General features: G+C 60.7%; 25 protein-coding genes, 3 tRNA genes and 2 pseudogenes. 16 read left to right on the forward strand and 14 right to left on the reverse strand.

All coding sequences use genetic code 11. From position 1 onward, the window contains the following. The first annotated feature begins 130 nt into the window (after window positions 1-130). The gene (locus Q0Z71_RS00800) at window positions 131-1,015 is read left to right on the forward strand and encodes an SDH family Clp fold serine proteinase (protein WP_298016774.1); all 885 of its coding nucleotides are present in this window, start codon (window positions 131-133) and stop codon (window positions 1,013-1,015) included. A 17-nt stretch (window positions 1,016-1,032) separates the two neighbouring features. Beyond that, window positions 1,033-1,209, forward strand: coding sequence for a hypothetical protein (locus Q0Z71_RS00805; protein ID WP_298016776.1), 177 nt, complete (start codon window positions 1,033-1,035; stop codon window positions 1,207-1,209). Between the two features lie 263 nt (window positions 1,210-1,472). Here the strand turns inward: Q0Z71_RS00805 and Q0Z71_RS00810 are convergent. The 8 genes from Q0Z71_RS00810 to Q0Z71_RS00845 all read right to left on the reverse strand — a co-directional run bounded on the left by Q0Z71_RS00810 (window position 1,473) and on the right by Q0Z71_RS00845 (window position 6,922). After that, window positions 1,473-1,549 (reverse strand) — tRNA-Val (locus Q0Z71_RS00810). Between the two features lie 60 nt (window positions 1,550-1,609). Next, a tRNA-Glu gene (locus Q0Z71_RS00815) sits at window positions 1,610-1,684 on the reverse strand. A gap of 47 nt (window positions 1,685-1,731) precedes the next feature. Next, window positions 1,732-1,808: transfer RNA gene (locus tag Q0Z71_RS00820), tRNA-Met, on the reverse strand. 145 nt (window positions 1,809-1,953) lie between these two features. Continuing rightward, window positions 1,954-3,579: a chaperonin GroEL gene (groL, locus tag Q0Z71_RS00825; RefSeq protein WP_298016779.1), complete on the reverse strand. Its 1,626-nt coding sequence runs from the start codon at window positions 3,577-3,579 to the stop codon at window positions 1,954-1,956. Window positions 3,580-3,766: 187 nt separating this feature from the next. Beyond that, window positions 3,767-4,051: a co-chaperone GroES gene (locus Q0Z71_RS00830; protein WP_298016781.1), complete on the reverse strand. Its 285-nt coding sequence runs from the start codon at window positions 4,049-4,051 to the stop codon at window positions 3,767-3,769. A gap of 163 nt (window positions 4,052-4,214) precedes the next feature. Beyond that, window positions 4,215-5,141, reverse strand: coding sequence for a diacylglycerol kinase family protein (locus Q0Z71_RS00835; RefSeq protein WP_298016783.1), 927 nt, complete (start codon window positions 5,139-5,141; stop codon window positions 4,215-4,217). A 14-nt stretch (window positions 5,142-5,155) separates the two neighbouring features. Beyond that, window positions 5,156-5,806 (reverse strand): hypothetical protein, encoded by a 651-nt coding sequence (locus tag Q0Z71_RS00840; protein WP_298016785.1) that lies wholly within the window; start codon window positions 5,804-5,806, stop codon window positions 5,156-5,158. 6 nt (window positions 5,807-5,812) lie between these two features. Further along, the gene (locus Q0Z71_RS00845; protein ID WP_298016788.1) at window positions 5,813-6,922 is read right to left on the reverse strand and encodes a class I SAM-dependent RNA methyltransferase; all 1,110 of its coding nucleotides are present in this window, start codon (window positions 6,920-6,922) and stop codon (window positions 5,813-5,815) included. Window positions 6,923-7,169: 247 nt separating this feature from the next. Between Q0Z71_RS00845 and Q0Z71_RS00850 the strand changes: the two genes are divergently transcribed. The 3 genes from Q0Z71_RS00850 to Q0Z71_RS00860 all read left to right on the forward strand — a co-directional run bounded on the left by Q0Z71_RS00850 (window position 7,170) and on the right by Q0Z71_RS00860 (window position 9,293). After that, window positions 7,170-7,739 (forward strand): hypothetical protein, encoded by a 570-nt coding sequence (locus Q0Z71_RS00850; protein ID WP_298016791.1) that lies wholly within the window; start codon window positions 7,170-7,172, stop codon window positions 7,737-7,739. 160 nt (window positions 7,740-7,899) lie between these two features. After that, window positions 7,900-8,343: an NfeD family protein gene (locus Q0Z71_RS00855; protein WP_298017290.1), complete on the forward strand. Its 444-nt coding sequence runs from the start codon at window positions 7,900-7,902 to the stop codon at window positions 8,341-8,343. Then, the gene (locus Q0Z71_RS00860) at window positions 8,343-9,293 is read left to right on the forward strand and encodes an SPFH domain-containing protein (RefSeq protein ID WP_298016794.1); all 951 of its coding nucleotides are present in this window, start codon (window positions 8,343-8,345) and stop codon (window positions 9,291-9,293) included. Before Q0Z71_RS00855 ends, Q0Z71_RS00860 begins: the two co-directional genes overlap by 1 nt. Window positions 9,294-9,337: 44 nt before the next feature. Here the strand turns inward: Q0Z71_RS00860 and Q0Z71_RS00865 are convergent, their stop codons facing one another. From Q0Z71_RS00865 to Q0Z71_RS00880, 4 genes are all read right to left on the reverse strand, one after another. Continuing rightward, on the reverse strand, window positions 9,338-9,478 hold the full coding sequence (locus tag Q0Z71_RS00865; RefSeq protein WP_298016796.1) for a hypothetical protein: 141 nt from the start codon (window positions 9,476-9,478) through the stop codon (window positions 9,338-9,340). Continuing rightward, window positions 9,469-10,035: a DUF305 domain-containing protein gene (locus tag Q0Z71_RS00870; protein ID WP_298016799.1), complete on the reverse strand. Its 567-nt coding sequence runs from the start codon at window positions 10,033-10,035 to the stop codon at window positions 9,469-9,471. Before Q0Z71_RS00870 ends, Q0Z71_RS00865 begins: the two co-directional genes overlap by 10 nt. A gap of 59 nt (window positions 10,036-10,094) precedes the next feature. Further along, the gene (locus Q0Z71_RS00875) at window positions 10,095-10,334 is read right to left on the reverse strand and encodes a hypothetical protein (protein ID WP_298016803.1); all 240 of its coding nucleotides are present in this window, start codon (window positions 10,332-10,334) and stop codon (window positions 10,095-10,097) included. Between the two features lie 726 nt (window positions 10,335-11,060). Further along, window positions 11,061-12,719, reverse strand: coding sequence for a ribonuclease J (locus Q0Z71_RS00880; protein WP_298016806.1), 1,659 nt, complete (start codon window positions 12,717-12,719; stop codon window positions 11,061-11,063). A gap of 413 nt (window positions 12,720-13,132) precedes the next feature. On the opposite strand from Q0Z71_RS00880, the gene Q0Z71_RS00885 reads away from it, so the two are divergent. The 4 genes from Q0Z71_RS00885 (at window position 13,133) to rplI (ending at window position 18,276) form a co-directional block, all read left to right on the forward strand. Then, window positions 13,133-14,158 carry a substrate-binding domain-containing protein gene (locus tag Q0Z71_RS00885; protein WP_298016809.1) on the forward strand — a complete coding sequence of 342 codons (1,026 nt, stop codon included), beginning with the start codon at window positions 13,133-13,135 and terminating at the stop codon, window positions 14,156-14,158. An 88-nt stretch (window positions 14,159-14,246) separates the two neighbouring features. Next, window positions 14,247-15,452: an MFS transporter gene (locus tag Q0Z71_RS00890; protein ID WP_298016813.1), complete on the forward strand. Its 1,206-nt coding sequence runs from the start codon at window positions 14,247-14,249 to the stop codon at window positions 15,450-15,452. A 144-nt stretch (window positions 15,453-15,596) separates the two neighbouring features. Continuing rightward, entirely contained in the window at window positions 15,597-17,591 is a 1,995-nt protein-coding gene (locus tag Q0Z71_RS00895) for a DHH family phosphoesterase (RefSeq protein ID WP_298016816.1), read from the forward strand. A gap of 235 nt (window positions 17,592-17,826) precedes the next feature. After that, window positions 17,827-18,276, forward strand: coding sequence for a 50S ribosomal protein L9 (gene rplI / locus Q0Z71_RS00900; protein WP_298016819.1), 450 nt, complete (start codon window positions 17,827-17,829; stop codon window positions 18,274-18,276). Between the two features lies 1 nt (window position 18,277). Here the strand turns inward: rplI and Q0Z71_RS00905 are convergent, their stop codons facing one another. Continuing rightward, window positions 18,278-18,532: a hypothetical protein gene (locus Q0Z71_RS00905; RefSeq protein WP_298016822.1), complete on the reverse strand. Its 255-nt coding sequence runs from the start codon at window positions 18,530-18,532 to the stop codon at window positions 18,278-18,280. 68 nt (window positions 18,533-18,600) lie between these two features. Here Q0Z71_RS00905 and Q0Z71_RS00910 point away from each other — a divergent pair, with 68 nt between their 5' ends. The 7 genes and pseudogenes from Q0Z71_RS00910 (at window position 18,601) to ftsH (ending at window position 25,751) form a co-directional block, all read left to right on the forward strand. Continuing rightward, window positions 18,601-18,810 carry a helix-turn-helix domain-containing protein gene (locus Q0Z71_RS00910; protein WP_298016825.1) on the forward strand — a complete coding sequence of 70 codons (210 nt, stop codon included), beginning with the start codon at window positions 18,601-18,603 and terminating at the stop codon, window positions 18,808-18,810. A gap of 1,295 nt (window positions 18,811-20,105) precedes the next feature. Continuing rightward, the gene (gene dnaB, locus Q0Z71_RS00915; RefSeq protein ID WP_298016827.1) at window positions 20,106-21,458 is read left to right on the forward strand and encodes a replicative DNA helicase; all 1,353 of its coding nucleotides are present in this window, start codon (window positions 20,106-20,108) and stop codon (window positions 21,456-21,458) included. Continuing rightward, complete coding sequence (gene tilS, locus Q0Z71_RS00920; protein WP_298016829.1) at window positions 21,448-22,812, forward strand: tRNA lysidine(34) synthetase TilS; 1,365 nt, start codon at window positions 21,448-21,450, stop codon at window positions 22,810-22,812. The genes dnaB and tilS overlap by 11 nt, the downstream gene beginning before the upstream one ends. Continuing rightward, window positions 22,802-23,353: a hypoxanthine phosphoribosyltransferase gene (hpt, locus tag Q0Z71_RS00925; protein ID WP_298016831.1), complete on the forward strand. Its 552-nt coding sequence runs from the start codon at window positions 22,802-22,804 to the stop codon at window positions 23,351-23,353. Before tilS ends, hpt begins: the two co-directional genes overlap by 11 nt. Window positions 23,354-23,505: 152 nt before the next feature. Next, window positions 23,506-23,586, forward strand: a pseudogene (locus Q0Z71_RS00930) (hypoxanthine phosphoribosyltransferase); the annotation flags it as partial. 152 nt (window positions 23,587-23,738) lie between these two features. After that, window positions 23,739-23,819, forward strand: a pseudogene (locus Q0Z71_RS00935) (hypoxanthine phosphoribosyltransferase); the annotation flags it as partial. A 126-nt stretch (window positions 23,820-23,945) separates the two neighbouring features. Then, window positions 23,946-25,751 (forward strand): ATP-dependent zinc metalloprotease FtsH, encoded by a 1,806-nt coding sequence (gene ftsH, locus Q0Z71_RS00940; protein WP_298017293.1) that lies wholly within the window; start codon window positions 23,946-23,948, stop codon window positions 25,749-25,751. Between the two features lie 52 nt (window positions 25,752-25,803). Here ftsH and Q0Z71_RS00945 read toward each other — a convergent pair whose 3' ends face one another. Next, complete coding sequence (locus tag Q0Z71_RS00945; protein ID WP_298016833.1) at window positions 25,804-25,995, reverse strand: hypothetical protein; 192 nt, start codon at window positions 25,993-25,995, stop codon at window positions 25,804-25,806. Window positions 25,996-26,048: the final 53 nt, after the last annotated feature.

A 26,048-nucleotide genomic window follows, 5' to 3' on the forward strand; every position in this document is an offset into this window, starting at 1 on the left:
AAGTGATGGAAAATCCACCTTGCTATTGACGGATTTGAGTTAGTGCGACTATAATGCAATTATGATTACAAATAGTTGCATAATGTTATGCAACCATTTGTGGAGAGGCTTACAAATAAGGGGTGGTATTTTGGCTGGTTGGGATGATATTTTAAATGAAATAAAAAACAGCCCTTTAAAAAATGCAGTAGATGAGACGCGCCATTCTTATTTGAGACGCTTGTCAGAATTAACTGGGAGAAATACTATTGCATATTACTCTTCCTGGTTAACAAGACAAGTTGAGAATACAGATATTAATGATAATGATATGAACGGTTTTATGAATACTGTTCGAGGATTGGACTGCTCAAAGAGCCTTGATTTGATCCTGCATACTCCAGGTGGATCTCCCATGGCTGCAGAAGCCATCGTCAAATATCTACGTAGCAAATTTGGGAAAGACATACGAGTAATTGTGCCTCAGTTAGCTATGTCTGCTGGCACAATGATTGCTTGTTCGGCGAAAGAAATAGTAATGGGAAAACAGTCGAGCCTTGGACCTATCGATCCGCAGTTGAATGGCATACCAGCATATAGCATTCAGAGTGAGTTTGAGGACGCAAAAGCAGACTTGGCTGCTGGTAATGGAAATTTTAATTACTGGAGATTGCTCTTGTCTAAATATCCCGCGGCATATGTAAAAATGGCATCAGATGCAATCGCTTTATCTGACACATTGCTTAAGGAATGGCTGACATCCGGAATGTTAGAAGGTGCAGGGGACAAGACGATTGAAAGAGTCTGCAATTCACTAAATGAACATGTTGACTCAAAAGTACATGCAAGACACTTCGATGCAGCGTTTTGTAAAGGTATTGGGTTGCATATAATAGATTTGGAAGAAGACCAATGCTTGCAAGACGCGGTGTTAAGTGTACACCATTGCTATGTGCATACATTTGCTGCAACTGCTGCGGTGAAAATAATAGAAAACCAAAATGGGAAAGCTTTTATCAGCCTTTGTAGGCAATAGCACATTAGGAGGTCAACATGGATATTGCTGAGATTCAAAAAATATATTCTTTATATGAGGTTGATGCACTTCTCGTTGATGCAAAACAAGATATCCCAAATTTAGATGTTTTAGGATTTCCGGCCAAAATAGAGCCACCATCGGCTTTTGCAGAATGTGAGCAAATTATTAGTGATGTATCATATGTGAAGTAAAGAAAAATCCCGGGGGAGATGAACCTCCGGGATTTTTTCTGCTCGAAAAAGAATGTGTCGGCACTAACTGAAGTATTATCGGCCCAGCAGTAAATGCAAGGAAAACTAGACGGGAAATCCTGCCCAGTGCTGCCTTGCCCTATAGGGTGCTTTCGCCGTATTGGTCAGTGTATTGGTCGGCGCAAAAGCCAAGTTTCGGAGAAAATTTTTAGAAGCATAAAACAAATAAAAGTTCCTGATTTCTTGCAAAATCAGGAACTTTTTGGTGGAGACTACTGGACTCGAACCAGTGACCTCCTGCGTGTGAAGCAGGCGCTCTAACCAGCTGAGCTAAGCCTCCATAACGGATATGCGATTTTTGGGGCCCATAAGGCGCCGCGCCTCACGACACCTTATGGGATGGTGACCCGTACGGGATTCGAACCCATGTTACAGCCGTGAAAGGGCCGTGTCTTAACCACTTGACCAACGGGCCACAGTTTCATGTTTCTTGAAGCGCCCTGCGGCGCTTCAAGAAACATCTGGTAGCGGCACCTGGATTTGAACCGGGGACACTGCGGGTATGAACCGCATGCTCTAGCCAACTGAGCTATGCCGCCAAATCAAACACCCATGACGGGCACGAATTAATATACCAGAGATTGCCCTATTTTGTCAAGTCCTTGTCCTGAAAAATTTAAAAAACTTTTTGAGTTATAAAAGAGAGGGGGAGGCAGTGCCTCCCCCTTCTCGCGGATCAGCGGATCAATACATGCCGCCCATGTCGGGAGCGGCGGGGGCGGGAGCGGGGGGCTCGGGCTTGTCGGCGACCAGGGACTCGGTGGTCAGGACCATGGAGCTGACGGAGGCGGCGTTCTCCAGAGCGGAGCGGGTCACCTTGGCGGGATCGATGATGCCGGCGGACACCATGTCGCAGTACTCCTCCTTATAGGCGTCAAAGCCGTAGCCGTTCTTGCCGGAGGTGCGAACCTTCTCCAGGATCACGGAGCCGTCCAGGCCGGCGTTGGCGGCGATCTGACGGATGGGGGCCTCCAGAGCCTTGGCAACGATGCGGACGCCGGTCTTTTCATCGCCCTCCACAGTGTCCAGCAGGGCCTCCACGGCGGGGATGACGTTGACAAAGATGGTGCCGCCGCCGGCGACCACGCCTTCCTCAACGGCGGCGCGGGTGGCGTTCAGAGCGTCCTCGATGCGGAGCTTCTTCTCCTTCATCTCGGTCTCGGTAGCGGCGCCGACCTTGATGACGGCCACGCCGCCGGCCAGCTTGGCCAGGCGCTCCTGCAGCTTCTCCTTGTCATACTCGGAGGTGGTGTTGGCGATCTGGGAGCGGATCTGGGCAACGCGGTCCTTGATGGCGGCGGCATCGCCGGCGCCGTCCACGATGGTGGTGTTCTCCTTGGTGACCTTCACCTGACGGGCACGGCCCAGCATGGAGATGTCGGCGGTCTTGAGCTCCAGACCGACCTCCTCGCTGATGACGGTGCCGCCGGTCAGGGTGGCGATATCCTGCAGCATCTCCTTGCGGCGGTCGCCGAAGCCGGGGGCCTTGACGCACACCACATTCAAAGTGCCGCGCAGACGGTTGACGATCAGGGTGTTCAGGGCCTCGCCCTCCACATCCTCGGCCACGATGACCAGCTTCTTGCCGGACTGGACCAGCGTTTCCAGAATGGGCAGGATGTCGGCGATGACGGAGATCTTCTTATCGGTGATGAGGATATAGGCGTCGTCGATGACGGCCTCCATCTTCTCAGTGTCGGTGACCATATAGGGGGTGATATAGCCGCGGTCGAACTGCATGCCCTCCACGACCTCGGAATAGGTCTCGGCGGTCTTGGACTCCTCGATGGTGATGACACCGTCGGCGGAGACCTTCTCCATGGCGTCGGCGATCAGGGCGCCGATGGCGTCGTCGCCGGAGGACACGGCGCCCACACGGGCGATATCCTTGGAGCCGTCCACGGTCTTGGCCTGCTTCTTGACCTCGGCCACGGCGGCCTCAACGGCCTTGGCCATGCCCTTCTTCACAACGATGGGGTTGGCACCGGCGGCCAGGTTCTTCAGACCCTCGTGGATCATGGCCTGGGCCAGCAGGGTGGCGGTGGTGGTGCCGTCGCCGGCGACGTCGTTGGTCTTGGTGGAGACTTCCTTCACCAGCTGGGCGCCCATATTCTCAAAGGGATCGTCCAGTTCAACTTCCTTGGCGATGGTCACGCCGTCGTTGGTGATGAGAGGAGAGCCGTATTTCTTATCCAGGACCACATTGCGGCCCTTGGGGCCGAGGGTGACCTTGACGGTATCGGCCAGCTGGTTGACGCCGGATTCCAGAGCCTTGCGGGCCTCGTCGCCCCGCTTGATGAGTTTAGACATAATAGATTACCTCCAATAAATTTCCTGAGAGGGGGAGCGGACTCCCCGTTTCGATTTCCGCCGGGCCGCCGCGGCGCACGCACTGCGCCTGCGTGTCTGCGGCCTGAGCGGCGGGTCTGACGGCGCACACGCCGTCAAAAACCATTCCAGTGGGATTCGCCTTTGGCGAAAAGCTGCGCGGGGACGATCACTCGACGATGGCCAGGATGTCGTTCTGACGGACGACCACGTACTCCACGTCCTCCAGGGTGACCTTGGTGCCGGCGTACTGGCTGGTGATGACCTTGTCGCCGGGCTTCACGGTCATGTTGACCTCCTTGCCGTCCACCATGCCGCCGGGGCCGACGGAGATGACTTCAGCGATGGAGGGCTTCTCCTTGGCGGAGCCGGTGAGAATGATGCCGCCCTTGGTGGTCTCCTCGGCCTCCACCATCTTCAGGATGACGCGGTCTGCAAGCGGAGTGAGTTTCATTTGGGGTTCCTCCTTATGAATATAAAAATTTTGAAAACAAATTCAGCGTTAGCACTCAACTCTCTCGAGTGCTAACGCTGATATCATAGTACAGTTACCAGAGTTTGTAAAGGGGAAATTTCACAAAAGTTATGAAGAATTTGTAAATGTTGGCCCTGGGCCGCTACCGGGCCGTGGCGTTTGGGTCGCAGCCCTTGGGACCGAAGAAGTTCAGCCGTTTGTCCGCCAGCCGGATGACCACCTCGCGGCTCCGGAAGCACTCGCCGTCCACGCAGGAGATGATGTCCTGCTCCGCCTGGATGCGGACCTCCCCGGCGGTGACCACCTGGATCAGCTCCGGGGGGAGCTTGCTGTGTTCTCCGGCGGAATAGGCGCTGAAGAGCCGGGCAAAGGTCAGCTTGCTGACGTTTTTGATGAGCACGGTGTTCAGCACGCTGTCGTCCATCCGGGCCTCGGGCACCGGCGTGGAGCCGCCGCCGTAATGCCGCCCGTTGCAGGTGGAGACCAGAGCAAAGTCATCCTCCAGCTTTTCCCCGTCCAGCCAGACGGTCCAGCGCCGCCCGATGGGGCGGAAGAGAAAATTCGCCGCCACAGAGGCCAGGTAGCTGCCCCGCCCGCTCAGCAGGGGCGCCCTGCTGAACTGGTGCACGCTGTCCGCCACCCGGGCGTCGATGCCGTTGCAGGCGATGGTGACGCAGTACCGCCCGTTGCAGTCGATGAGGTCCAGAGGAAAGACCTCGCCCGCCCACAGGTTTTCCGCGTCGGCGAATTTCACCCTGTCCGGGCCGAAATTTTTCAAAAAGTCATTGCCGGTACCGGCGGGGATGCAGGTCATGGCGGCGTTGGGGAAGCCCGCGATGCCGTTGGCCACCTCCGACACGGTCCCGTCCCCGCCGCAGGCGTAAAGGCGCACTGCTTCACCGGTCTCCGCCAGCTTCCGGGCCATGGCGCTGGCGCCGCCGGGGCGGTCCGTCAGCATGCAGGCGCAGTCAAGGCCGTGGACGTCCCGCAGCCTGTCCGCCATGCCGTAGATGCGGGCGGTCTGGTCCTGCTTTCCCGCATAGGGATTGATGATGAAAATGTGACGCATAGGCGATACCTCGCTTACTTGCAGAATTGGGACACCGCGTAAAAGCGGGGAAAATCCCTTTGGGCGGCCCGGCCGATCTTCACAGGTGGACGGTAAACGTGTCCGTCCAGCTCGAACCGCAGGCCGCAGGAGACAGCGGACACCCGCCGCTTCAGCAGCAGAAAGTCCTGATAGCCGGGGAGGGAGGCCGTGGACTGCCAGACGCCCTCCCGGCGGCAGATCGCCTTGGGATAGGAGGCCTCACAGCCCACGATGTTTTGGGGAGACTGCACATAGGAGCTTCGCAGGCTCACCCGGCGGCTCTCCGGGTCGATCGTCATAGAAAAGGGGGCCAGGGCGGCGCAGGGCTCCGGAAAGACCGGCAGGAGGAACTGCCGCCCCTGGAAGGTGTGCTCCCTGCCGTAGGGGCAGCGGGAGAGGTCTGTGGTGAGGCCGGTGTGCTCCATCAGCGGCCAGTCCGTCTCATGGGACAGCGCCTCGCCCCGGGCCAGCTTGCCGTATAGCTGGCCATAGGGGGTGAGAAAGGCCTCCGGCATCGTCTCCCGGTAGCCCGCGGGGACGTGGCAGTTGCATTTCACCAGATGGAAGGGCTCCAGCACCTGGGCCAGCTCCCCGGGAGTCAAAATGAAACGGAAGAAGTGCCATCCCTTGGGAACATACTCCATGCCCCGTTACCTCCCGTACATAAACGCGTCGCACTTCAGCATGCCGTTGTACAGCTTCCGCTTTTTGTCCGCGGGGCGGCCAAAGGCGCGCTCGAACTCCGTGTGGGAGGAGAGGATGATGACCCGCCACTTGGGGGGCAGGTCCCGCAGGGCGTGTCCAAACATCCGGTACAGATCCTCCGCCTCCCTTTTCTCCAGCAGGCGCTCGCCGTAGGGGGGATTGGTCACCAGCTGGCCGTACTGGCTGTCCCGGTGGAATTTTCCGGCGTCCGCCGTCTCAAAGCGGACGCAGTCCTCCACTCCGGCCAGTTCCGCGTTGTGGCGGGCCAGCGCCACGGCGGCGGGGTCGATGTCGCCGCCCCAGATGTCATAGGTCCCGTGGAACTCCCCGTCCTGCGCCTCATCGGCGGCGTCCAGCCACAGCTTGCTGTCCATGTTCTTCCACCGCTGGGCCGCGAAGCTGCGGTCCAGGCCGGGGGCGCGGTTCTTGGCGATGAGCGCCGCCTCAATGGGGATGGTGCCGCTGCCGCAGAAGGGGTCGCAGAAGGGGTCCCGGCCCCGGTAGCGGGACAGGGTCACCAGCGCCGCCGCCAGGGTCTCCCGCAGGGGCGCGCCCATGTTCTGCGCCCGGTAGCCCCGCTTGTACAGGCCCTCGCCGGAGGTGTCCAGATACAGCGCGGCCATGTCCTTGACGATGGCGAACTGGATCTGGTACCGGCTGCCGGTCTCCGGCAGGGTCTCGCAGCCGTAGGCGTTTCCCAGCCGCTTGGCGGCGGCCTTTTTCACAATGGCCTGGCAGGCGGGGACGGAGTGCAGCGTGGAGTTCAGGGAATAGCCCTTGACGGGGAATTCGCCGTCCCGGGGGATGAGGTCCTCCCAGGGCAGGGCCAGCACGCCCTGGAACAGGGCTTCAAAATCCTTGGCCGGAAAGGAACCCAACTCCATCAGGACCCGCGCGCCGCAGCGCAGGTTGATATTCAGGCGGGCGATGTCGGCCAGGGAGCCGTCGCAGTGGACACGGCCGTTCTCCGCCCGGACATTCTGCAATTGCAGGCGCTTCATCTCATCCGCCACCAGTGCTTCCAGCCCGAACAGGCAGGGAACCGTCAGTGTCATGGTCCGGACCTCCTTTTAAAACATCATTGATATAGCTCAGTATAACAGGAAACGGCGGGATGTGCAATGCGTAGACGGCTTGACAAAAAAAGCGGCTTATTCTAAAATGAAATCACAAATTTTATATGCGCATGGACGACACACGTGGTGCTATCTGCACGTAAAGCTGATTACGGGACCTGACCTTGTAACCGGACTTTCTGCAGCCCCATGTGTGCTTTTTTTGCGCGCAAAAAGGAGAGATGTCATGCCGAGAAACCAATTTGAAAGAATGATCTTCGCTTTGCTCACCGTTGTGATCACAGTACATGGCTATGTATTTTACAGCCTGTATGTTGTGAACGGCGAGCTGCTTATGGCGCTCCATGGGACGAACAGCGTTCTGGCCGCCATTGCGAGCCAGGGCGGCGTCTACATGTTTGGACGGTATCTGCCGGTCTGGGCGGTGGTCCTGGTGGAGTTCTGCCTGGCCTACGGCCTGGAGGTCACCATGGGCAGTCCCTGTTCCTTCAAGCTGGCCTGCCGGGTGTTCGATCCCCGGACAAGCCATCCCATGATGCTGGAAACCGCTGTCATCTGCGCCACCGTGGGGCTGATGTGCCCGGCCATGAGCTTTCTGGCGGCGCTGCTGTACTATCCGTATTACGCCGGTTTTCATGTGATGACCCTGCTGGCCAACTGGCTGAAGCTGGTCTGCCTGAATTTCCCCTTCGCGTTTTTCTCACAGCTGTTTTTCATTCAGCCGCTGGTGCGCACCTTGTTTAAGGCGCTGTTCCGGCGAAACGGAGAGCCCCATAAGGCGAAAGAGGCCGCTTGAGCGGTCAAAACAGGAGCCGTCTTGAAAAGGACGGCTCCTGTTTTCAATATGATCGCAAATTGTAACCGAATTGAAATGTTTTTCGGTATGGGGATATGATACACTAAAAATGATCATAAAAGATATCGTGATCCCGAAAGGAGGTTTACCAGTGGATCTGATGATTTGGATCTGGCTGGGCGCCATCGTGCTGTTCGGCGCCGTGGAGGCGGCGACGGCGGGACTGGTGTCCATCTGGTTCGTGGCGGGCGCCGTGGGCGCGCTGCTGGGAACCATCGCGGGCGCGGGCCTGGCAGTGCAGCTGGTGCTGTTCGTTGGCGTTTCCGCCCTGGCTCTGGCGCTGACCCGTCCGCTGGTGCGGCAGTTCGCGGGGGAGCGGGCCATCCCCACCAACCTGGACCGGGTGATCGGCGAGACCGGCAGGGTGACGGAGGCCATCGACAACGAGCGCGCCGCCGGCGCCGTCTATGTGGACGGCAAGACCTGGACCGCCCGCAGCGCGGACGGCACCGTGATCCCCACGGGGACCCAGGTGGAGATCGAGCGTATGGAGGGCGTCAAGCTCTTTGTAAAAACATGTGAGGAAAAAGTGGAGGTAAAGTAATGGATCTGTTATTCAGCATTCTCCCCGTGGTGGTCCTGCTCATCATTGTGCTGGCGCTGATCGTCAGCAACATCGTCATCGTCCAGCAGTCCCGGGCCTACGTGGTGGAGCGCCTGGGCGCATTCCGCACGGTGTGGAACGTGGGTTTGCACCTGAAGGTCCCCTTCATCGAGCGGGTGGCGAAAAAGGTGTCCCTGAAGGAGCAGGTGGCGGATTTCGCCCCCCAGCCCGTCATCACCAAGGACAACGTGACCATGCAGATCGACACGGTCATCTATTTCCAGATCACGGACCCCAAGCTGTATACCTACGGCGTGGAGCACCCCATGAACGCCATTGAGAACCTGACCGCCACCACCCTGCGGAACATCATCGGCGACATGGAGCTGGACCAGTCCCTGACCAGCCGCGACATCATCAACTCCCGGATGCGGGCCATTCTGGACGAGGCCACGGACCCCTGGGGCATCAAGGTCAACCGGGTGGAGCTGAAGAACATCATCCCGCCCAAGGAGATCCAGAACGCCATGGAGAAGCAGATGAAGGCGGAGCGGGAGCGCCGTGAGTCCATCCTCCAGGCCGAGGGCACCAAGCAGTCCCAGATCCTGGTGGCCGAGGGCGAGAAGCAGTCCGCCATCCTGAAGGCGGAGGCCGCCAAGGAGGCCGCCATCAAGCGGGCCGAGGGCGAGAAGGAGGCCCGCATCATGGCCGCCGAGGCCGAGGCCCAGGCCATCATGAAGGTGCAGCAGGCCATGGCCGACTCCCTGAAGCTGCTGAACGCCGCCGCCCCCAACGACCAGGTGGTGAAGCTGAAGGCACTGGAGACCATGCAGAAGGTGGCGGACGGCAAGGCCACCAAGATCATCATCCCCAGCGAATTGCAGGGCTTGGCGGGCCTGGCCGCCAGCGCCAAGACGGTCTTTGAGAGCGAGGACCCCAAGGCGGAGTGACATGCAAACACGGCAGGCGCGCGGCGGAAGCCGCGCGCCTGTTTTTACAGATATCGACGGAGGAGACGCATGGAGAGAATGTACCAGAGGCTGCTGTTTCCGGCGGCCTCCACGGTGCTCCTGACTGCCTGCTGGAAAGCGGCACGGCCAACGCCGTGCGTCTGCTTTTCGCGGGTCAGCGGCATGGGCCTGCCTGCCGCAGCAGGGACTTCATCTCCCGCACGCCCCGCTCCTGGGAGACGATGATGGCGCACAGGATGGGGACAAGCTCCGGGCAGACGCCGTATTTCAGGGCGTTTTTCGCCATACAGATGGCGCCCTCGTGGTGGGGGATCATCTCCCGCATAAAGTCCGCGGCGATGCAGCCGGTCTCCGGAGCGCTGCCCATCCGGCGGAACATGGTCTGGTAGATCTGATCCATCCGCCGCTGGTAAAGCGTCCGGTCCCGCTCCGGGCTGCAGGGGCAGCTGCATGGGGACAGCGCCGCCTCCATATCCGCAATGCTCTTTGTCTGCTCCCGGATGATCCGCTCCGCGATGTGCCGCAGGGCGCAGCTGTGGATCAGGGGCAGGGCGTTTTGGCTCATCTCGATGGCCGCCCGGTGGTGGGGGATCATCTGGACGATGAAGTTGTGGGAGATGCTGTCCGTCAGCTTCGCGCTGGTCATGTTTTGGATCATCTCATCCAAAATCTCGTAAAACCGGGTCAGATAGGACTTTGCCTCACTGGATAAGGGTTTCATGGCAAACCCTCCTTTCCGCCCAGTTTATGCGGCGGAAAGGCCGGAGGTTCCCGCTGCGGTCACCGGCACAGGTAGTCCAGCAGCTCCCCTTTGGTGCAGGCGGCACAGGGGACCCCGGCGAGATAGGCCATGGCGTCGGCCCAGTGGCGGGGGGAGAACGCATGCTCCGGTACCGGGGTGAGGAGCATATACAGCAGCTGACGGTCCGTATACCGGAGGTCTGAGAGGTATTTGCAGTTTGCCTGCTGGGCCAGATAGTCCAGCAGCGAGATGCCGGATGGCTGATCAGTGGTATTCATGGATCCCCCTCATGGCGGCGTGCGAAAAGGTTCGTTGTGTTTGCATCCTAGTTGCCTCCTTTTGATCGGGCCGTGCCCGTATTCCACCGGGAGGGCGGCCGAAGAGGGGGAAATCCCCCCTTGGCCCCCGGTGGAAATCAAAACGCGGTGTATGAGGATCTCATACACCGCGTCTGTCAAAGGCGACAAAATGCGAACACAACGAAATCAAGCGCCTTTTCCGCTTGTAAAAAGCGGTGAAAGACACTATAATAAACGTTGCGGTGCGGCGCGAGCCGCTTTGTATGAGTGCGCATACACTCTACGTAGGCCGTGAGGTGGTTCCAGCACCTCACGGCTACCGCATTTTTGATTTCCAGATTCATCATAACCGCTTTTGGGGCAGATTGCAAGAGCAAATCACAAGAAAAGGGCCTTCGAGAGAATGCCGCTGTGATCAGGAAGACCTGTTGGAAATCGATATGGCGGCTGCTTTTGATAACCGTAACCATCACTGCTGCCTTACCATGACCATAACCTTAACCATAACCTTTACCATTACCTTTACCATAACCGCAGAAACTTGCAGAATTTTCAGAAACTTATAAAATTTTCAGAAACCTGCAGGATTTTCAAAATTTTGCAGGTTTTTGAAAAACTTGCAGAATTCTGAGAAAATTGCACGCTCCTATGCAACAAGGACGCGGAACGGGGATGACCGTTCCGCGTCCTCTGCGTATCGTCCGCTTACAGCCGCGTCACCACGGGGATGACCATGGGGCTGCGCTTGGTGTTTTTGAACAGGTAGCTGCTGACGGCGGATTTCACCGCGCCCTTCAGCTCGCCGTCGTCCCGCCCGCGCTTGCGGGACACCGCGTCCGCCGCGTCCAGTGCCACAGTCTGCAGCTCCTTCATCAGGTCCCCGGACTCCTTCACATAGATGAAGCCCCGGGTGACGATTTCCGGCGGCGTCAGCAGGTCGCCGTTGTGGGCGGAGATGGGAAGGACCACCACCACCATGCCGTCCTCGGCCAGGCGCTTGCGGTCCCGCATGACCACGGCGCCCACGTCGCCCACGCCGGAGCCGTCCACATACACCTCACCGGCGGGGACGGAACCGCCCAGCTTCAGCGTCTTGGCGGTGAACTCGATGACGGAGCCGTTGTCCGCGATGGCGATGTGGTTCCGCGCCATGCCCATGTCCTGGGCCAGCTGGCTGTGGATCTGCAGCATCCGCTGCTCGCCGTGGAGGGGGACGAAGAAACGGGGCTTCGTCAGGGCGTGGACGATCTTCAGCTCCTCCTGGCAGGCATGGCCGGAGACGTGGAGCATGTCGGCCTTGTCATAGACCACCTTCACGCCCTTGCGGAACAGCTCGTTGATGACCCGGCCCACCGTCACCTCGTTGCCGGGGATGGCGGAGGCGGAGATGATGACCTTGTCGCCCGCGCCCAGCTCCACCTGCTTGTGGGTGGAGAAGGCCATGCGGTACAGGGCGCTCATCTCCTCGCCCTGGGAGCCGGTGGTGACGATGATCTGCTTGTTCTTGGGCAGGCCCTTGATCTTGTTGAGGTCCATCAGGGTGTTCTTGGGCACCTTCATATAGCCCAGCTCCGTGGAGACCTTCATCATGTTCTCCATGGACCGGCCGGTGACGGCCACCTTCCGGCCGCACTGGGCGGCGGCGTCCAGCACCTGCTGGATGCGGTGGACGTTGGAGGCGAAGGTGGTGACGATGATGCGCTCGTCGCAGTTCTGGAACTGCCGCACAAAGGTGGCGCCCACCGTCTTTTCCGAGGGGGTGAAGCCGGGGCGCTCCACGTTGGTGGAGTCGGCGCACAGGCAGAGGACGCCCTCCTTGCCCAGCTCGCCCAGGCGGGCCAGGTCTATGACCTCCCCGTCGATGGGGGTGGAGTCGATCTTGAAGTCGCCGGTGTGCACCACGGTGCCCATCTTCGTGTGGATGGCGAAGGCCACGGAGTCCGCGATGGAGTGGTTCACGTGGATGAACTCCACATTGAATTTGCCCGCCCGGACGGATTTGCCCGGCTCCACGGTGATGAGCTTGGTGCTCTTTACCAGCTGATGCTCCTCCAGCTTCAGCTTGATGAGCCCGGCGGTGAAGCTGGTGCAGTAGATGGGCATGTTGACCTGCTTGAGCACGTAGGGAATGGCGCCCACATGGTCCTCGTGGCCGTGGGTGATGAACAATCCCCGGATGCGGGCCCGGTTCTTGATGAGGTAGGTGACGTCGGGGATCACGCTGTCGATGCCGTACATGTCGTCCCCGGGGAAGGCCATGCCGCAGTCCACCACGATGATCTCGCCGCCGTACTCATAGACGGTCATGTTCTTGCCGATCTCATTCAGACCGCCCAGAGGGATGATTTTCAGTTTTTCTGCCATAGATAAAAGAACTCCTTTAAATTCAAAAATATGTAATGGCAGCTCCCGGAAACAGGACAGAACACGATACGCGAAAAAGCGCACACAAAGAAGAGACGTCCGTCGCCTGCGCGGCCCCGTTTCGCCGGCAGGGGTTCGTTCACGTCATGTCGAGAGGGTGTATGGGGAGCTGTCGATCTATTTGACCGGGGGAAAAGCGCGTTCCAGACCGGTGAAATACAAGAAAAAAACAGCGGAGAAGCCAAGCTCCTCGACGCTTAACTTGGTATAGTATAGCACAGTCCCCCGTGTTTGTATACAAAAATTTTTGCGTTATGGTAACTTTCTATACAAAAAGTGGAAAACCGGCTTGACAAAACCACTGGAAATGCTATCATGTGCACGTTAACGGAAATGCGGAGGAGGCGGATCCCATGCGGGCAACCATCAAGATGATCGCGGAAAGGGCCGGGGTGTCCATCGGCACGGTGGACCGGGTGCTGCATGACCGCCCCTATGTGAAGGCCGAGGTGCGGGCGCGGGTGCTGCAGGTCCTGGAGGAGCTGGATTACCGGCCCAACCGGATGGCCAGCGCCTTGGCTACCAGCGGCACGGCCCGGCGGCTGGCGGTGGTCCAGCCGGAGTGGGTGCCGTATGTGGGCGAGGCCATGGCGGAGGGCGTGGCCCGCTTTCGGGAGGAGCGCCGGGATTACAATGTGACGGTGGACGTGCACAGTTACGCGCCGGACAGCACGGCGGAGTGCCTGCGGCTGCTGGGCCGGGCCGTGGAGGACGGCGCCCAGGGGATCGCCCTGTGCGCCTTTGACTGCGGGGAGGTCCGGGCAAAGCTGGCGGAGCTGGCGGAACGGCACATTCCCGTTGTGACCTTCAACTCCGACATTCCGGCCGGGCCCCGCCTGTGCTATGTGGGCGAGGACGCCCACCACGCCGGCCGGGTGGCGGGGGAGATCGCCGCCAAGTTCCTGCGGCCCGGAGAGCCGCTGCTGCTGGTGTACGCCGGTCCGGCCTACGCAGGCCACAAGGCCCGGGCGGACGGGTTTCTGGAGCGGCTGGAGGAGCTGGGCTTCCGGCGGGAGGACTGCCGGATCGCCGCCACTTATAACGATTACGAAAAGACCTTCGCGGCGGTCAGCACCGCCCTGGAGGAGGACCCGGAGCTGGGCTATGTCTACATGGCCAACAACAGTGTACCCGCCTGCGTGGAGGCCATCCGCCGCCGGGGGCGCACCGGGAGCGTCCGGGTGCTGTCCCACGACAGCGGGCCGGAGATCCAGCGGTTTTTGAAGGAGGGGCTGGTGGACTTCACCATCGACCAGGACCTGGCCTACCAGAACTATCAATCGCTGACGCTGCTGTTCCAGTTGGTGGCGGAGCACAAGCCGCCGGAGCGGGACTGCTTCTATTCCGCCAGCCCGATCCTGAACGCGGAGACGCTGTAAAGACATGGCGGGAACACGCCGGGGGACTGCGGTCCCCCTTTTGTCCAAGAAAACCTGTGTGCGCACACAGGGGAGGGGAGAAACGGATATGATGAAGGAAAAACATGCGATGCCGGCAGCGGTATGGGCCCTGATGGGACTGGGCGTCATGGTGGGGGCCTGTGAGTTCGTCTCCGTGGTCATTCTGCCGGATATTGCCGTGGACTTGGGGGTTTCTCTCAGTGCGGCAGGACGGCTGGTGAGTGTTTTCGCTGCCGGGTATGCCATCGGTACGCCTGTCATCATGGCCGCTGCGGCCCGGCTCCCGCGGTTTCGTCTTCTGATGGTCCTGATGGCGCTGTTCCTGGCGGCCAATACCCTGAGTATGCTGGCGCCAAACATCTGGGTGCTGTATCTCGCCCGGACCCTGGCGGCCATGCTCACCGGAACGCTGACTGCGGTGGCACTGCTCTTTGTGCACCAGGTAGCGCCGCCGGAGCGCACATCCCAGGCCGTGGCCATGGTCTACACGGGGATGTCTCTGGCGACTGTGCTGGGGAACCCCTTGAACAAGACCATCTGCCGCCTGGCGGGATGGCGGGCGACCTTTGCCGTGATCCTGCTGCTGGGCGTTGTTCTGCTCCCGGTCCTGGCGCGGGTGCTGCCCCGCACGGCGGAGGCTCCGGTGGCGGGGACCGGCTTTTTTCACCAGTTCACTGTGCTGCGGGACCGGCGCTACGCCCTGTGCGTGCTGATGACCATCTGTGCCTACGCCGCCACCTATGTGGTCTATACCTACCTGACGCCCATCCTGACAGATGTGCTCCATAGCCCGGAGACCACGGTCAGCTTCCTGCTGATGGCCGTGGGCCTGTGCTGCATGGGAAGCAACCTCCTGGCCGGCTGGCTGGGCGCCAGGGGCGGCGTGACAAGGACGCCGGTCTGCCTGCTTTTGCAGACGCTGCTGTTTGCCGGCATGCCGGTTTTGCTGGGGCGGCCCTGGACAGGGCTGGCCGCGGTATTCCTGATGGCGCTGCTCATGTATCTGCTGAGTACGCCCGTTCAAGTCTATGCGATGGCGCTGGCGGAGCGGGAGTACCCGTTTGCATCCAGCCTCTGCGCCTCCACGCTGTCTGTGGCCGGAAACATTGGCATCGCCGCCGGCTCCTTTGCAGGCAGCGGACTGCAGGAGGTTGTGGGGATGCAGAATCTCGGGCTGCCGGCCGCGGGGGTCGCTCTGGCGGGACTGGCGCTGAACCTGGCCCTGCTCCGCGCGGACCGCGCCGGGGAACGGATCTCCAGACGGACAAATTGATATTGCCCCTGCCGTTTCTCCTTTTCGGGCAGCACCGCCGTTTGAATACCGGCGGTGCTGCTTTTTTAGGTTGCGTCTTTCCCGCAAAACTGCTATACTAATAGAATCTATTAGTATGTTTTCCGGTAGAAGGAGCTTTTGAATATGAATAATAAAAAACTCTCCCGGCTGCTGGAACCCAATTTGCAGCTGTATTTCCTCTGTTTGGTGCTGTTTTCCCTGGCCGCCGTGACGGCCAGCCCCCTGCTGGCCGTCCTGGAGGGGGGCCTCACCCTGGCGCTGTATGTCTATTCCCGGCAGGCGGGCAAAAAGCGCCGCCAGGGCATCCTGCAATACATCGATAGCGTGACCGGCAGCGTGGACACCGCCAGCAAATCCACGCTCATCAACTCCCCGCTGCCCATCATGGTGTTCCGGCCGGACACCGGGGAGGTCATTTGGAGCAATGAGAATTTCCTCCAGCTGGCAGGCGTGCGGGAGCACCTGTTTGAGATGAAGGTGGAGGACGCGGTGCCGGACTTCCCGGTCCAGTGGCTGCTGGAGGGCAAGCAGGAGTGCCCGGAGCGCGTTCTGATGAACAGCCGCCGCTTCCGGGTGTACGGGAGCCTGGTCCGGGCCAAGGGCCGCAATGGGGAGCAGAACCTGGTGGCCACCACCTACTGGGTGGACACCACCGAGGGCGACGAGCTGAAGGAGACCTACACCGCCACCCGGCCCGTGCTGGCGCTGCTGATGGTGGACAACTACGAGGACCTGATGAAGGCCTGCGCGGACACCCAGCGCAGCGCCGTGCTGGCCCAGATCGACGAGAAGCTGAACAACTGGGCCGCCGCTGGCGACGGCCTGCTGCTGAAAACCGAGCGGGACCGCTACCTCTTTGTTTTTGAAGAGCAGCACTACGAGCACTTTGTGGAGGAGAAATTCTCCGTCCTGGACGCCATCCGGGATATCAAGGTGGGAGAGGGCAGCCATCCCACCCTCTCCATCGGCATCGGCAAGGACGCCTCCGGCATCCCGGAGCTGTATAAGAACGCCAACCTCTCCCTGGAGATGGCCCTTAGCCGGGGCGGCGACCAGGCTGTGGTGCGGAACAAGGTGGACTTTGCCTTTTACGGCGGCCGCGCCAAGACCACGGAAAAGCGCACCAAGGTCAAGTCCCGGGTCATGGCCAACGCCCTCAGCGAGCTGCTGGCGGACGCGGAGCAGGTCTATGTCATGGGCCACAGCTTCGCGGACATGGACGCCGTGGGCGCTGCCGCGGGCATGTGCTGCGCCGCCCGGAAGCGGGGCAAAAAGGCCCAGATCGTCATCGACCTGGAGCGCAACGCCGCCCAAGCCGTTTTGGACCGCCTGCGGGCGCTGCCGGAATATGAGGATGTATTCACCTCTCCCAACGAGGCGTTTTTGAAAATGCGCCCCGGCGCGCTGCTGGTGGTGGTGGACACCAACCGGCCGGACATCGTGGAGAGCCCTCAGCTGCTGGAATCCTGCAACCGGGTGGCGGTCATCGACCATCACCGCCGGGCGGCCAGCTACATCGAAAACGCCGCGTTCAGCTTCCACGAGCCCTATGCGTCCTCCGCGTCGGAGCTGGTGACGGAGCTGCTGCAATACCTGGTGGAGCCCGCCGACCTGATGCGGGAGGAGGCGGAGGCCCTGCTGGCGGGCATCGTGCTGGACACCAAGCACTTCACCCTCCGCACCGGCGGCCGCACCTTTGAGGCGGCGGCCTTCCTGCGCCGGGCGGGCGCCGACACGGTGGACGTCCAGCGATTCTTCCAGAACGACTTGAGCGACATGGTGTCCCGCTATGACATCATCCGCCGGGCGGAGCTGTACCGGGAGGACATCGCCCTGGCGGTGGTGCCCCAGGACGGCGTGGACCGCGTGACAGCGGCCCAGGCGGCAGATGAGCTGCTGACGCTGAAGGGCGTGAAGGCGTCCTTTGTGCTCTACCGCAATGGGGAGGACGTGCTGATGTCCGCCCGCTCCCTGGGGGAGATCAACGTCCAGGTGATCCTGGAGGCGCTGGGCGGCGGCGGCAATTCCTCCACCGCCGGCGGACGGGTGGCCAACGGCGATCTGTTGACCGTGCGGGAACAGCTGACGGAGGCCATTGACGCCTACTTTGAGAAATAAGTGATTTTTCCAGGAACGAATTTATCAAAACATTTGTGATCTGTCCGCTCGCCGCAGAGGCGTTCCTCTTTTTCGGCGGATACAACTTAATTGATTTCTTACGACACCCTTTCCTCTCAGGCGGGTTTGCCGCGTTCCTTTTGGCAGTGCTCATCAGTGTTTGGAGTGCTCAGGAGGAAAGAATGGAACAGTTGGAAAAGCGGATCGAAGAATTAGAAAAGAAGGAGAAAGACCTATGAAAGTGATTTTACAGCAGGACGTGAAGGGCCAGGGCAAGAAGGGCCAGATGGTGGAGGTCTCCGAGGGCTACGCCCGCAACTTCCTCCTGCCCCGGAAAATGGCCATCGCCGCCACGGCGGACGCCATCAACACCATGAACCTGAAGGAAAAAGCCCGGAAGGCCGAGGAGGCCCGCCTGAAGGCCGAGGCGGAGGCCACCGTGGAAAAACTGAAGGAGTGCCAGGTGAAACTGACCGCCAAGGCAGGCAGTGGCGGACGGCTGTTCGGCGCCGTCACCACCAAGGAGATCTCCGACGGCCTGAAAGCGCAGTACGGCATCGAGATCCCCAAGCAGAAGCTGGTGCTGGAGGAGCCCATCAAGGCCTTCGGCTCCTACCAGGTCAAGGCCAAGCTGGGCTTTGAGGTCAGCGGCACGGTGTATGTGTCCGTGTTTGAGGAGAAGTAAATCACAGGCGGCTTAGTTCCAGGCCCAGGGAGAGGCCGGACTGGAAGGTGGCTTTCAGCTCTTTGATTTGAAGCGCGGCCTCCTGTTCCAGCAGGACCTCCAGGCGCTGGCCCTGTTCTGCGCTCAGCGTTTCGCGGAATGCGTCCCAGCGGGACTCCGACAGCCGGGCGGCGGACCAGTAGCCATTTGCATGGAGCAGGTCCGGCAGGCGGGTGCGCTCAATATACTCCAGAAGGACTTGGACTAAGTCTGACATAAAATCAACTCCATATATAAGTTTTCTATATGTTAACATATAGAAAAACTGGTGTCAAGAGGTGCGGGATGAACCGGTTTGCAGAAAATTTGAAAGAACTGCGGACAAAACAGCGAATTTACCAACGAGAGATGGCAGAATACTTGCAGGTCAGCGTAGGAACCTATCAGAACTATGAAAAGGGAATCCATGAACCTGGAATCGATAAGCTAATCGCTTTGGCGGATTATTTTCAAGTGACATTGGACGATTTAGTTGGCCATACAAAGAACGCATGAGTGTTTTCTGCAAAACTGTTGTCACTGTGTAAAGAGCGGAGACTGAAACAGGATGAGGCCGCTGCTGCTTGCGGGCGAGGGACAAAAGGTCGCCGCCCACGGGGCGGGGACGGGGGATGTGCCGCTTTGCGGCACGGGAATGAACCCCCATTTTCTTTTCGGTTGCGCCGAAAAGAAAACGGCCGTTCACGGTCAAAAGAAAAGACGCTCATGTGTCCACAGTTGGCCCGTTAGGGCCAAGTGTGGACGAGACGTGGGGCCCCAGAAAGAGACCGATGGAGGTCGAGGTCAGATTCTGCGTTGGGCGCGGGCATGGCCTTGCTGAATCTTTTGGTCTTGCGCCACGCGAATCGGAATTGCGGGAACGGGCAAAGACTGAGAGGACCAGCGGCTCCTTTCGCTGCCGCTCTTTGATTCCTTGTAGAAGTGCTTTGTGTGGGACCAGGCAGCGGGGCCAGAGGTAAAAGCTTTCCATCGACCACCCTCAATTTGCCCCCAAGCCACCAACCTGCGGCGGCGCAGTTCTGAACTCATACCCAACTCGGCGCGCATTTAACTGCCCAGGTAGTGTGTAGCGAAGCGGAACACACGGGGCCAGCGGTAAAAGCCTTTCGTCGACCACCCCGCATTTGTGCCCCAGCCCCCAAATGCGGGCACGCACTCCTACCCCCGTACCCGGTATAGCGCACCTGGCAGAAGGCTTCCGGGACTTGGTGGCACATCGAACCACCAACTCCCGTCCGTCCAACTTTGCCCCAGAGGGGCAAAGTTGGACACCAAAAGCGTTTTTCTTTTGGACCGTGCACGGCCCGTTTTCTTTGGCGCAACCAAAGAAAATGGGGGGTGCATTCCCATGCCGCAAAGCGGCACATCTCCGTCCCACCCCGTGGGTGGGTTCCCCCCATTCTCTCAATGGAGAAAGTCCTGGCCAATTGCGGAAGCGCATTTTTGGGGGACCTGTCCTCCGATGCGGACCAGGCAGCGGCAGCGGGGCTTACTGCTGAAAGTCTTTCAGTGACCATCCCCAATATGCCCCCAAGCCACCAAATGCGGGCATGCACGCATACCTTCGTATCCGGCATAGCGCACCCGGCAGAAGACTTCCGGACCTGGTGGCACATCTAACCACCGACTCCCGTCCGTCCAGCTTTACCCCAAAGGGGCAAAGCTGGACACCAAAAGCGCCTTTTCTTTTGACCGTGAACGGCCGTTTTCTTTTCGGCGCGACCGAAAAGAAAATGGGGGTTCATTCCCCCGGATACCTGCCAGGTATCCCCACAAAGGAGGTTCCCTCTATGGCAATAGAAGACCTGCTCACCCGGCAGCGGCCCCACAGTTTGGAGGGCGAACAAGCCGTCCTCGGCTCCATGCTCATCGACTCCAATTGCGTCAAGGATGTGATGGACAAGCTGCGTCCATCGGATTTTTACCTGCGGCAGAACCGGGAGATCTTTGAGACCATCTATTCCATGTTCTCCTACTCCAAGCCCATCGACGGCATCACCGTCTGCGAGGAGATGCAGAAGGCCGGCACCTATGATGAGAACACCACCCGGTCGTACCTCGCCCAGCTGATGGAGATCACCCCCACCAGCGCCAACGTGATGGAGTATGTGGCCATCGTCCGGGACAAGGCCCTGCTCCGGGGCGTGGCGGAGGCGGCGGACGCCATCATCGCGCTGGTGCAGGAGGGCGTGGGCGAGGCCGGTGAGATCCTGGAGGCCGCGGAGCAGAAGGTGTACGCCATCCGCCGGGGCCAGAGCGCCCAGGACATGGTTCCCCTGCGGCAGGTGCTGCCGGATGTGCTGGACCGCCTCAACGAGATGAGCGAGAATGAGAATCACCTGCCCGGTCTTTCCACAGGCCTCTCCGCCGTGGACCAGAAGATCACCGGCCTGAATAAATCCGACCTGATCCTGGTGGCCGCCCGCCCCGGTATGGGCAAGACCTCCTTCGCATTGAACATCGCCCTGAACGTGGCGAAGAGCACCCAAAAGACGGTGGCGGTGTTCTCTCTGGAAATGTCCCGGGAACAGCTGGCCACCCGTCTGCTGTCCTCTGAGGCGCTGGTGGAGAACAACCGCCTTAAGACCGGCTACCTGCGGGAGACCGACTGGGAGAAGATCGCCGGCGCGGCCACGATTTTGAATAAGATGGATATCCGGATCGACGACAACCCCATGCTCTCCGTGGCGGACATGAACGCCAAGTGCCGCCGCCTGGACAACCTGGGCCTGGTGGTCATCGACTACCTGCAATTGATGACCTCCGCAGGCGGGCAGAGCCGGGGCGGCGAGAACCGCCAGCAGGTGGTCAGCGATATGTCCCGTATGCTGAAGATCATGGCCAAGGAGCTGAACGTTCCCGTGATCTGCCTCAGCCAGCTCAGCCGTGCCAATGAAAAGCGGGACGACAAGCGGCCCATGCTGTCGGACCTCCGGGAATCTGGCGCCATCGAGCAGGACGCGGACATCGTTCTGTTTTTGTACCGGGACGACTATTATAATGAGGACTCTGATAAGCACAACATTGCCGAGTGCATCGTGGCGAAGAACCGCCACGGCGAGACCGGCAAGGTGGAGCTGCGCTGGATGCCGGAGTATACCACCTTCTCCACATTAGACAGGCGTTACGACGATGAGGAGTGACCTGCTGGCGGGGGTGTCCCCGCGGCTTCTGCCGGAATGTGGGGAGACGGTGGTCTGCGCCGTCTCCGGCGGCCTGGATTCCATGTGCCTGCTGGACCTGCTGGTGCGGTGGTGCGGCCGGCGGCAGGACTGCCGCGTGATCGCCGCCCATTTCAACCACCGGCTCCGTTCCACGGCGAACCGGGACGAGGCCTTTGTCCGGGACTGGTGCGCGGAAAACGGCGTGCCCTTTGTGTCCGGCTCTGGAGACGTGCGGGCTGCGGCGGCGCTGGAGGGCCTCTCTCTGGAGGAGGCGGCCCGGAAGCTGCGGTATGCCTTCCTGCGGGAGGCGGCGGCGGACCAGGGCGGGGCGCGGATCTACACCGCCCACCACGCCGACGACAACGCGGAGACCATCCTTATGAACCTGGTGCGGGGCACCGGCCTGACCGGTCTCGCCGGGATGATGCCCAGCCGGGACGGGATCGTGCGCCCCCTGCTGGAGATCTCCCGTGACGAGCTGGAGGCATACGCCGCCGCCCGCAGCATCCCCCACGTGGAGGACGAGACCAACGCCGACCCGGACGCCGCCGCCCGGAATTTCCTGCGGCTCCAGGTGATGCCGCTGCTGAAACAGGCGAATCCCCGGGCGGTGGAGCACATGAACCAAACCGCCCGCCAATTGCAGGCCCTGGACTGCTTTTTGGAGGAGGAGGCCCGCCGCCGCACCGCCTGTGCGGAGACGCGGAAGGGCCAAGCGGCGCTGCCCTTGGAGGAGCTGCGCGCCGCGCCGGAAAGCGTGCGGCCCCGGATGCTGCTGCGGCTGTTTGACCTGCTGGGCGTGGGACGGAAGGATATCGGCGCCATTCATCTCCAGGCGCTTTTGGATATGGCGGGCCATACGGACCCGGGGAAGGAAGGCCGCGCCAGCCTGCCCCACGGCGTCACCGCCCGGTGCAGCCGGGGATGGCTGATCCTGGAGACCCGGCCCCAGCCTCTGACGGAGGCACGGCTGCTGCCGGGAGAGACGCTCCGGTGGGGGGACTTTCGCCTGACCCTGCTGGACCGCCTGGAGGGAGAGGGCCTGGCCCTGCGGGCGCGGACCAAGTCGGAAAGCGGCGAGGTCACGGTGAGGCCCTGTGTCCCTGGGGACCGGATGACCCTGCCGGGGACCCGGGGAGCGCGCAGCGTCAAGCGGCTGTGCCTGGACCGTCATATTGCACCGGAGGAGCGGGACCGTCTGCCCGCCATCTGCGCGGCGGGCCGCCTGGCGGCAGTCTGGCGGCTTGGCGTGGACCTGGAATTTCTGCCGGAGGGGGAGCCCTGCCGGTTCATTCAAATCAAACAAACAGAGGAGAACGATCATGAGAAGTGAGATGGAAAACGACATCCTGAAGGTCCTGGTGACAGAGGAGGAGATCAAGACCCGCATCGCTGAGATGGGAGAGGAGCTGTACGAGCGGTTCCAGGGCAAGGACCCGCTGTTTCTCAGCGTCCTGAAGGGGTCCTTCGTGTTCATGGCGGACCTGGTCCGGGCCTGCCAGCTGAAGAGCGATGTGGAGTTCATCGCGGTCAGCTCCTATGAGAACGCCACCGTGTCCTCCGGCCGGGTGAAGATCAACCATGACATCCAGCAGGATATCACCGGGCGGCACCTGATCATCGTGGAGGACATTCTGGACTCCGGCAACACCCTGGCGTTTTTGAGCGATTACTTCAAAGCCAAGGGCGCGGCCTCCATCACCATCGTCACCCTGCTGGATAAGCCCTCCCGCCGCACCAAGGCCGTCACCGCGGACCTGGCGGGCTTCGTGGTGCCTGATGAATTCGTGGTGGGCTATGGCCTGGACTATTGCCAGCAGTACCGCAACGTGCCGTACATCGGCGTGCTGAAGCCGGAGGTCTATTCCAAATAAGGCCATAGACCACCACAGTCCCGCAGAGCGGGACCACCGAACGGTGTACGAGCGTTTTGCGGGACGCAAAACCTCGGGCCGGGCCGGATTCATTTTGGCCGGGCCCAATGGAATACCAAAGGGCTCCCGCTGGGCGGCGCCCAGTGGGAACGGGCTATGGCCTGGACTACTGCCAGCAGTACCGGAATGTGCCGTACATCGGCGTGCTGAAGCCGGAGGTCTATTCCAAATAAGGCCATAGACCACCACAGTCCCGCAGAGCGGGACCACCGAACGGTGTACGAGCGTTTTGCGGGACGCAAAACCTCGGGCCGGGCCGGATTCATTTTGGCCGGGCCCAATGGAATACCAAAGGGCTCCCGCTGGGCGGCGCCCAGTGGGAACGGGCTATGGCCTGGACTACTGCCAGCAGTACCGCAACGTGCCGTACATCGGCGTGCTGAAGCCGGAGGTCTATTCCAAATAAGGCCCATTTCTCCGGGACCGGAATTTGAACCCGGGGGCATTTCATTTTGAAAACGGCAATACTCCCAAAGGAGGGACCTATTTGACAAGACAAAGAGGATCTAATTTGAGCTTCCTGCTCCTGGCGATGGTGATCCTGGCGTGCTTCAGCTGGCTGTGGCAGATGGAGAATAAATCGCCCCAGCTGGACTATGCCCAGGTGCGCCAGCAGTTTGAGCAGGAAAATGTGGAGTCCTTCGACTTCCCCAACGAGCACACCCTGGTCCTGACGCTCCGCAGAGAGGTGGAGCACAGCAAGGTCGTCCGGTATGACATGTATGACTTTGAGTTGTTCTTCCAGGATCTGAACGACTTGATCCAGGAGCAGAAGGCAAAGGGCATTATCACGACCTACGATTACCCGCCCGCACCCACCACCGACTGGCTGGAAATTCTGCTTCCCGTCCTTCTCACCGCGCTTCTGCTGGGGGTCATGTGGTATTTCTTCGTGATCCGTGCCCAGGGCGGCGGCATGGGGGTCGACCGGATGGCGAAATTCGGCGCGGCCAGGACCCGCACCCTCTCCGACAAGGACAAGAAGGTCACCTTTGACGACGTGGCCGGAGCGGACGAGGAAAAAGAGGAATTGCAGGAGATCGTGGAGTTCCTGAGGGACCCCAAGCGCTTTATCTCCCTGGGCGCCCGTATCCCCAAGGGCGTGCTGCTGGTGGGCCCTCCGGGCACCGGCAAAACGCTGCTGGCCAAGGCCGTGGCCGGGGAGGCCGGCGTGGGCTTTTTGTCCATCTCCGGCTCCGACTTTGTGGAGCTGTATGTGGGCGTGGGCGCCAGCCGTGTCCGGGACCTGTTTGACCAGGCGAAAAAGACCGCTCCCGCCATCGTGTTCATCGACGAGATCGATGCCGTGGGCCGCCAGCGCGGCACCGGCGTGGGCGGCGGCCACGACGAGCGGGAGCAGACCCTGAACCAGCTGCTGGTGGAGATGGACGGCTTCGCCGCCAATGAGGGCGTGGTGGTCCTGGCCGCCACCAACCGGGCGGATGTGCTGGACCCCGCCCTGCTGCGCCCCGGCCGGTTTGACCGGCAGATCTACGTGGGCCTGCCGGACATCAAGGGCCGGGAGGAGATTTTGAAAGTCCACGCCCGGGAAAAGCCTCTGGCGGAGGATGTGGACCTGAGAAAGCTGGCCCAGGGCACCGCCGGATTTACCGGCGCGGACCTGGAGAACCTTATCAACGAGGGCGCGCTGCTGGCGGCCCGAAAGGACCGGAAGTTCATCACCATGGGGGACCTGAAAGAGGCGGAGATCAAGGTCATCGCGGGTCCCGAGAAGAAGAGCCGGGTCATTCCGGAGCATGAGCGGCGCCTGACCGCCTGGCATGAGGCGGGCCACGCCGTGGTGATGCACGCCCTGCCGGACCACGACCCGGTGAGCCAGATCACCATCGTGCCCCGGGGGCAGGCGGGCGGCATGACCATCTCCCTGCCGGAGGAGGACCGCTCCTACCTCTCCAAGCGCTATATGGAGGACCAGATCGTGGCGCTGCTGGGCGGCCGGGTGGCGGAAAAGCTGTGCCTGGGGGATATCTCCACCGGCGCCAGCAACGACATCCAGCGGGCCACCGCCATCGCCCGCAAGATGGTGGCGGTCTACGGCATGAGCGAGAAGATCGGCACGGTCTCCTTTGAGTCCGGCCATGATGAGGTGTTCATCGGCCGGACCATGAGCCAGGGCCGCAGCTATTCCGAGGCCGTGGCGGCCCAGATCGACGATGAGGTCAAGGCCGTGGTGGGCGCCGCCTATGAGCGGTGCGAGGCCATCCTGCGGAGCCAGCGCGACAAGCTGGACGCGGTGGCGGAGTATCTGCTGGCCAACGAGACCATGGAGCGGGAGGCGTTCCTGGCTGTGTTCGGCGAAGAGGACACGCCCGCCTGACATAGATAAATAAAAGCGCGCCCCCTGTGCGGAATGCACAGGGGGCGTTTTTTCAGCCAAAGTCGTGGCGCGGAACGGTGGAGAGGCCGGCTTTCTCCAACAGCTTGTGGTCATCGGTACGCCGGCACACCGCCAGCCGCTCCCAAAACGCCCGGTCCAGCTGGGGCATACAGCAGTCAAAGCTGCAAACGATCCCCTGTTCCTCCATCATCTTTGCAATGCGCTGCAAAAAACAGTCGGTCATCCATGTTGTTCCTTCCCAAAAGACCAGCACTGCTGGTCAAATTTGCTCCTGTC

The organism is uncultured Dysosmobacter sp., assembly GCF_947631635.1.
Taxonomy (GTDB): Bacteria; Bacillota; Clostridia; order Oscillospirales; family Oscillospiraceae; genus Oscillibacter.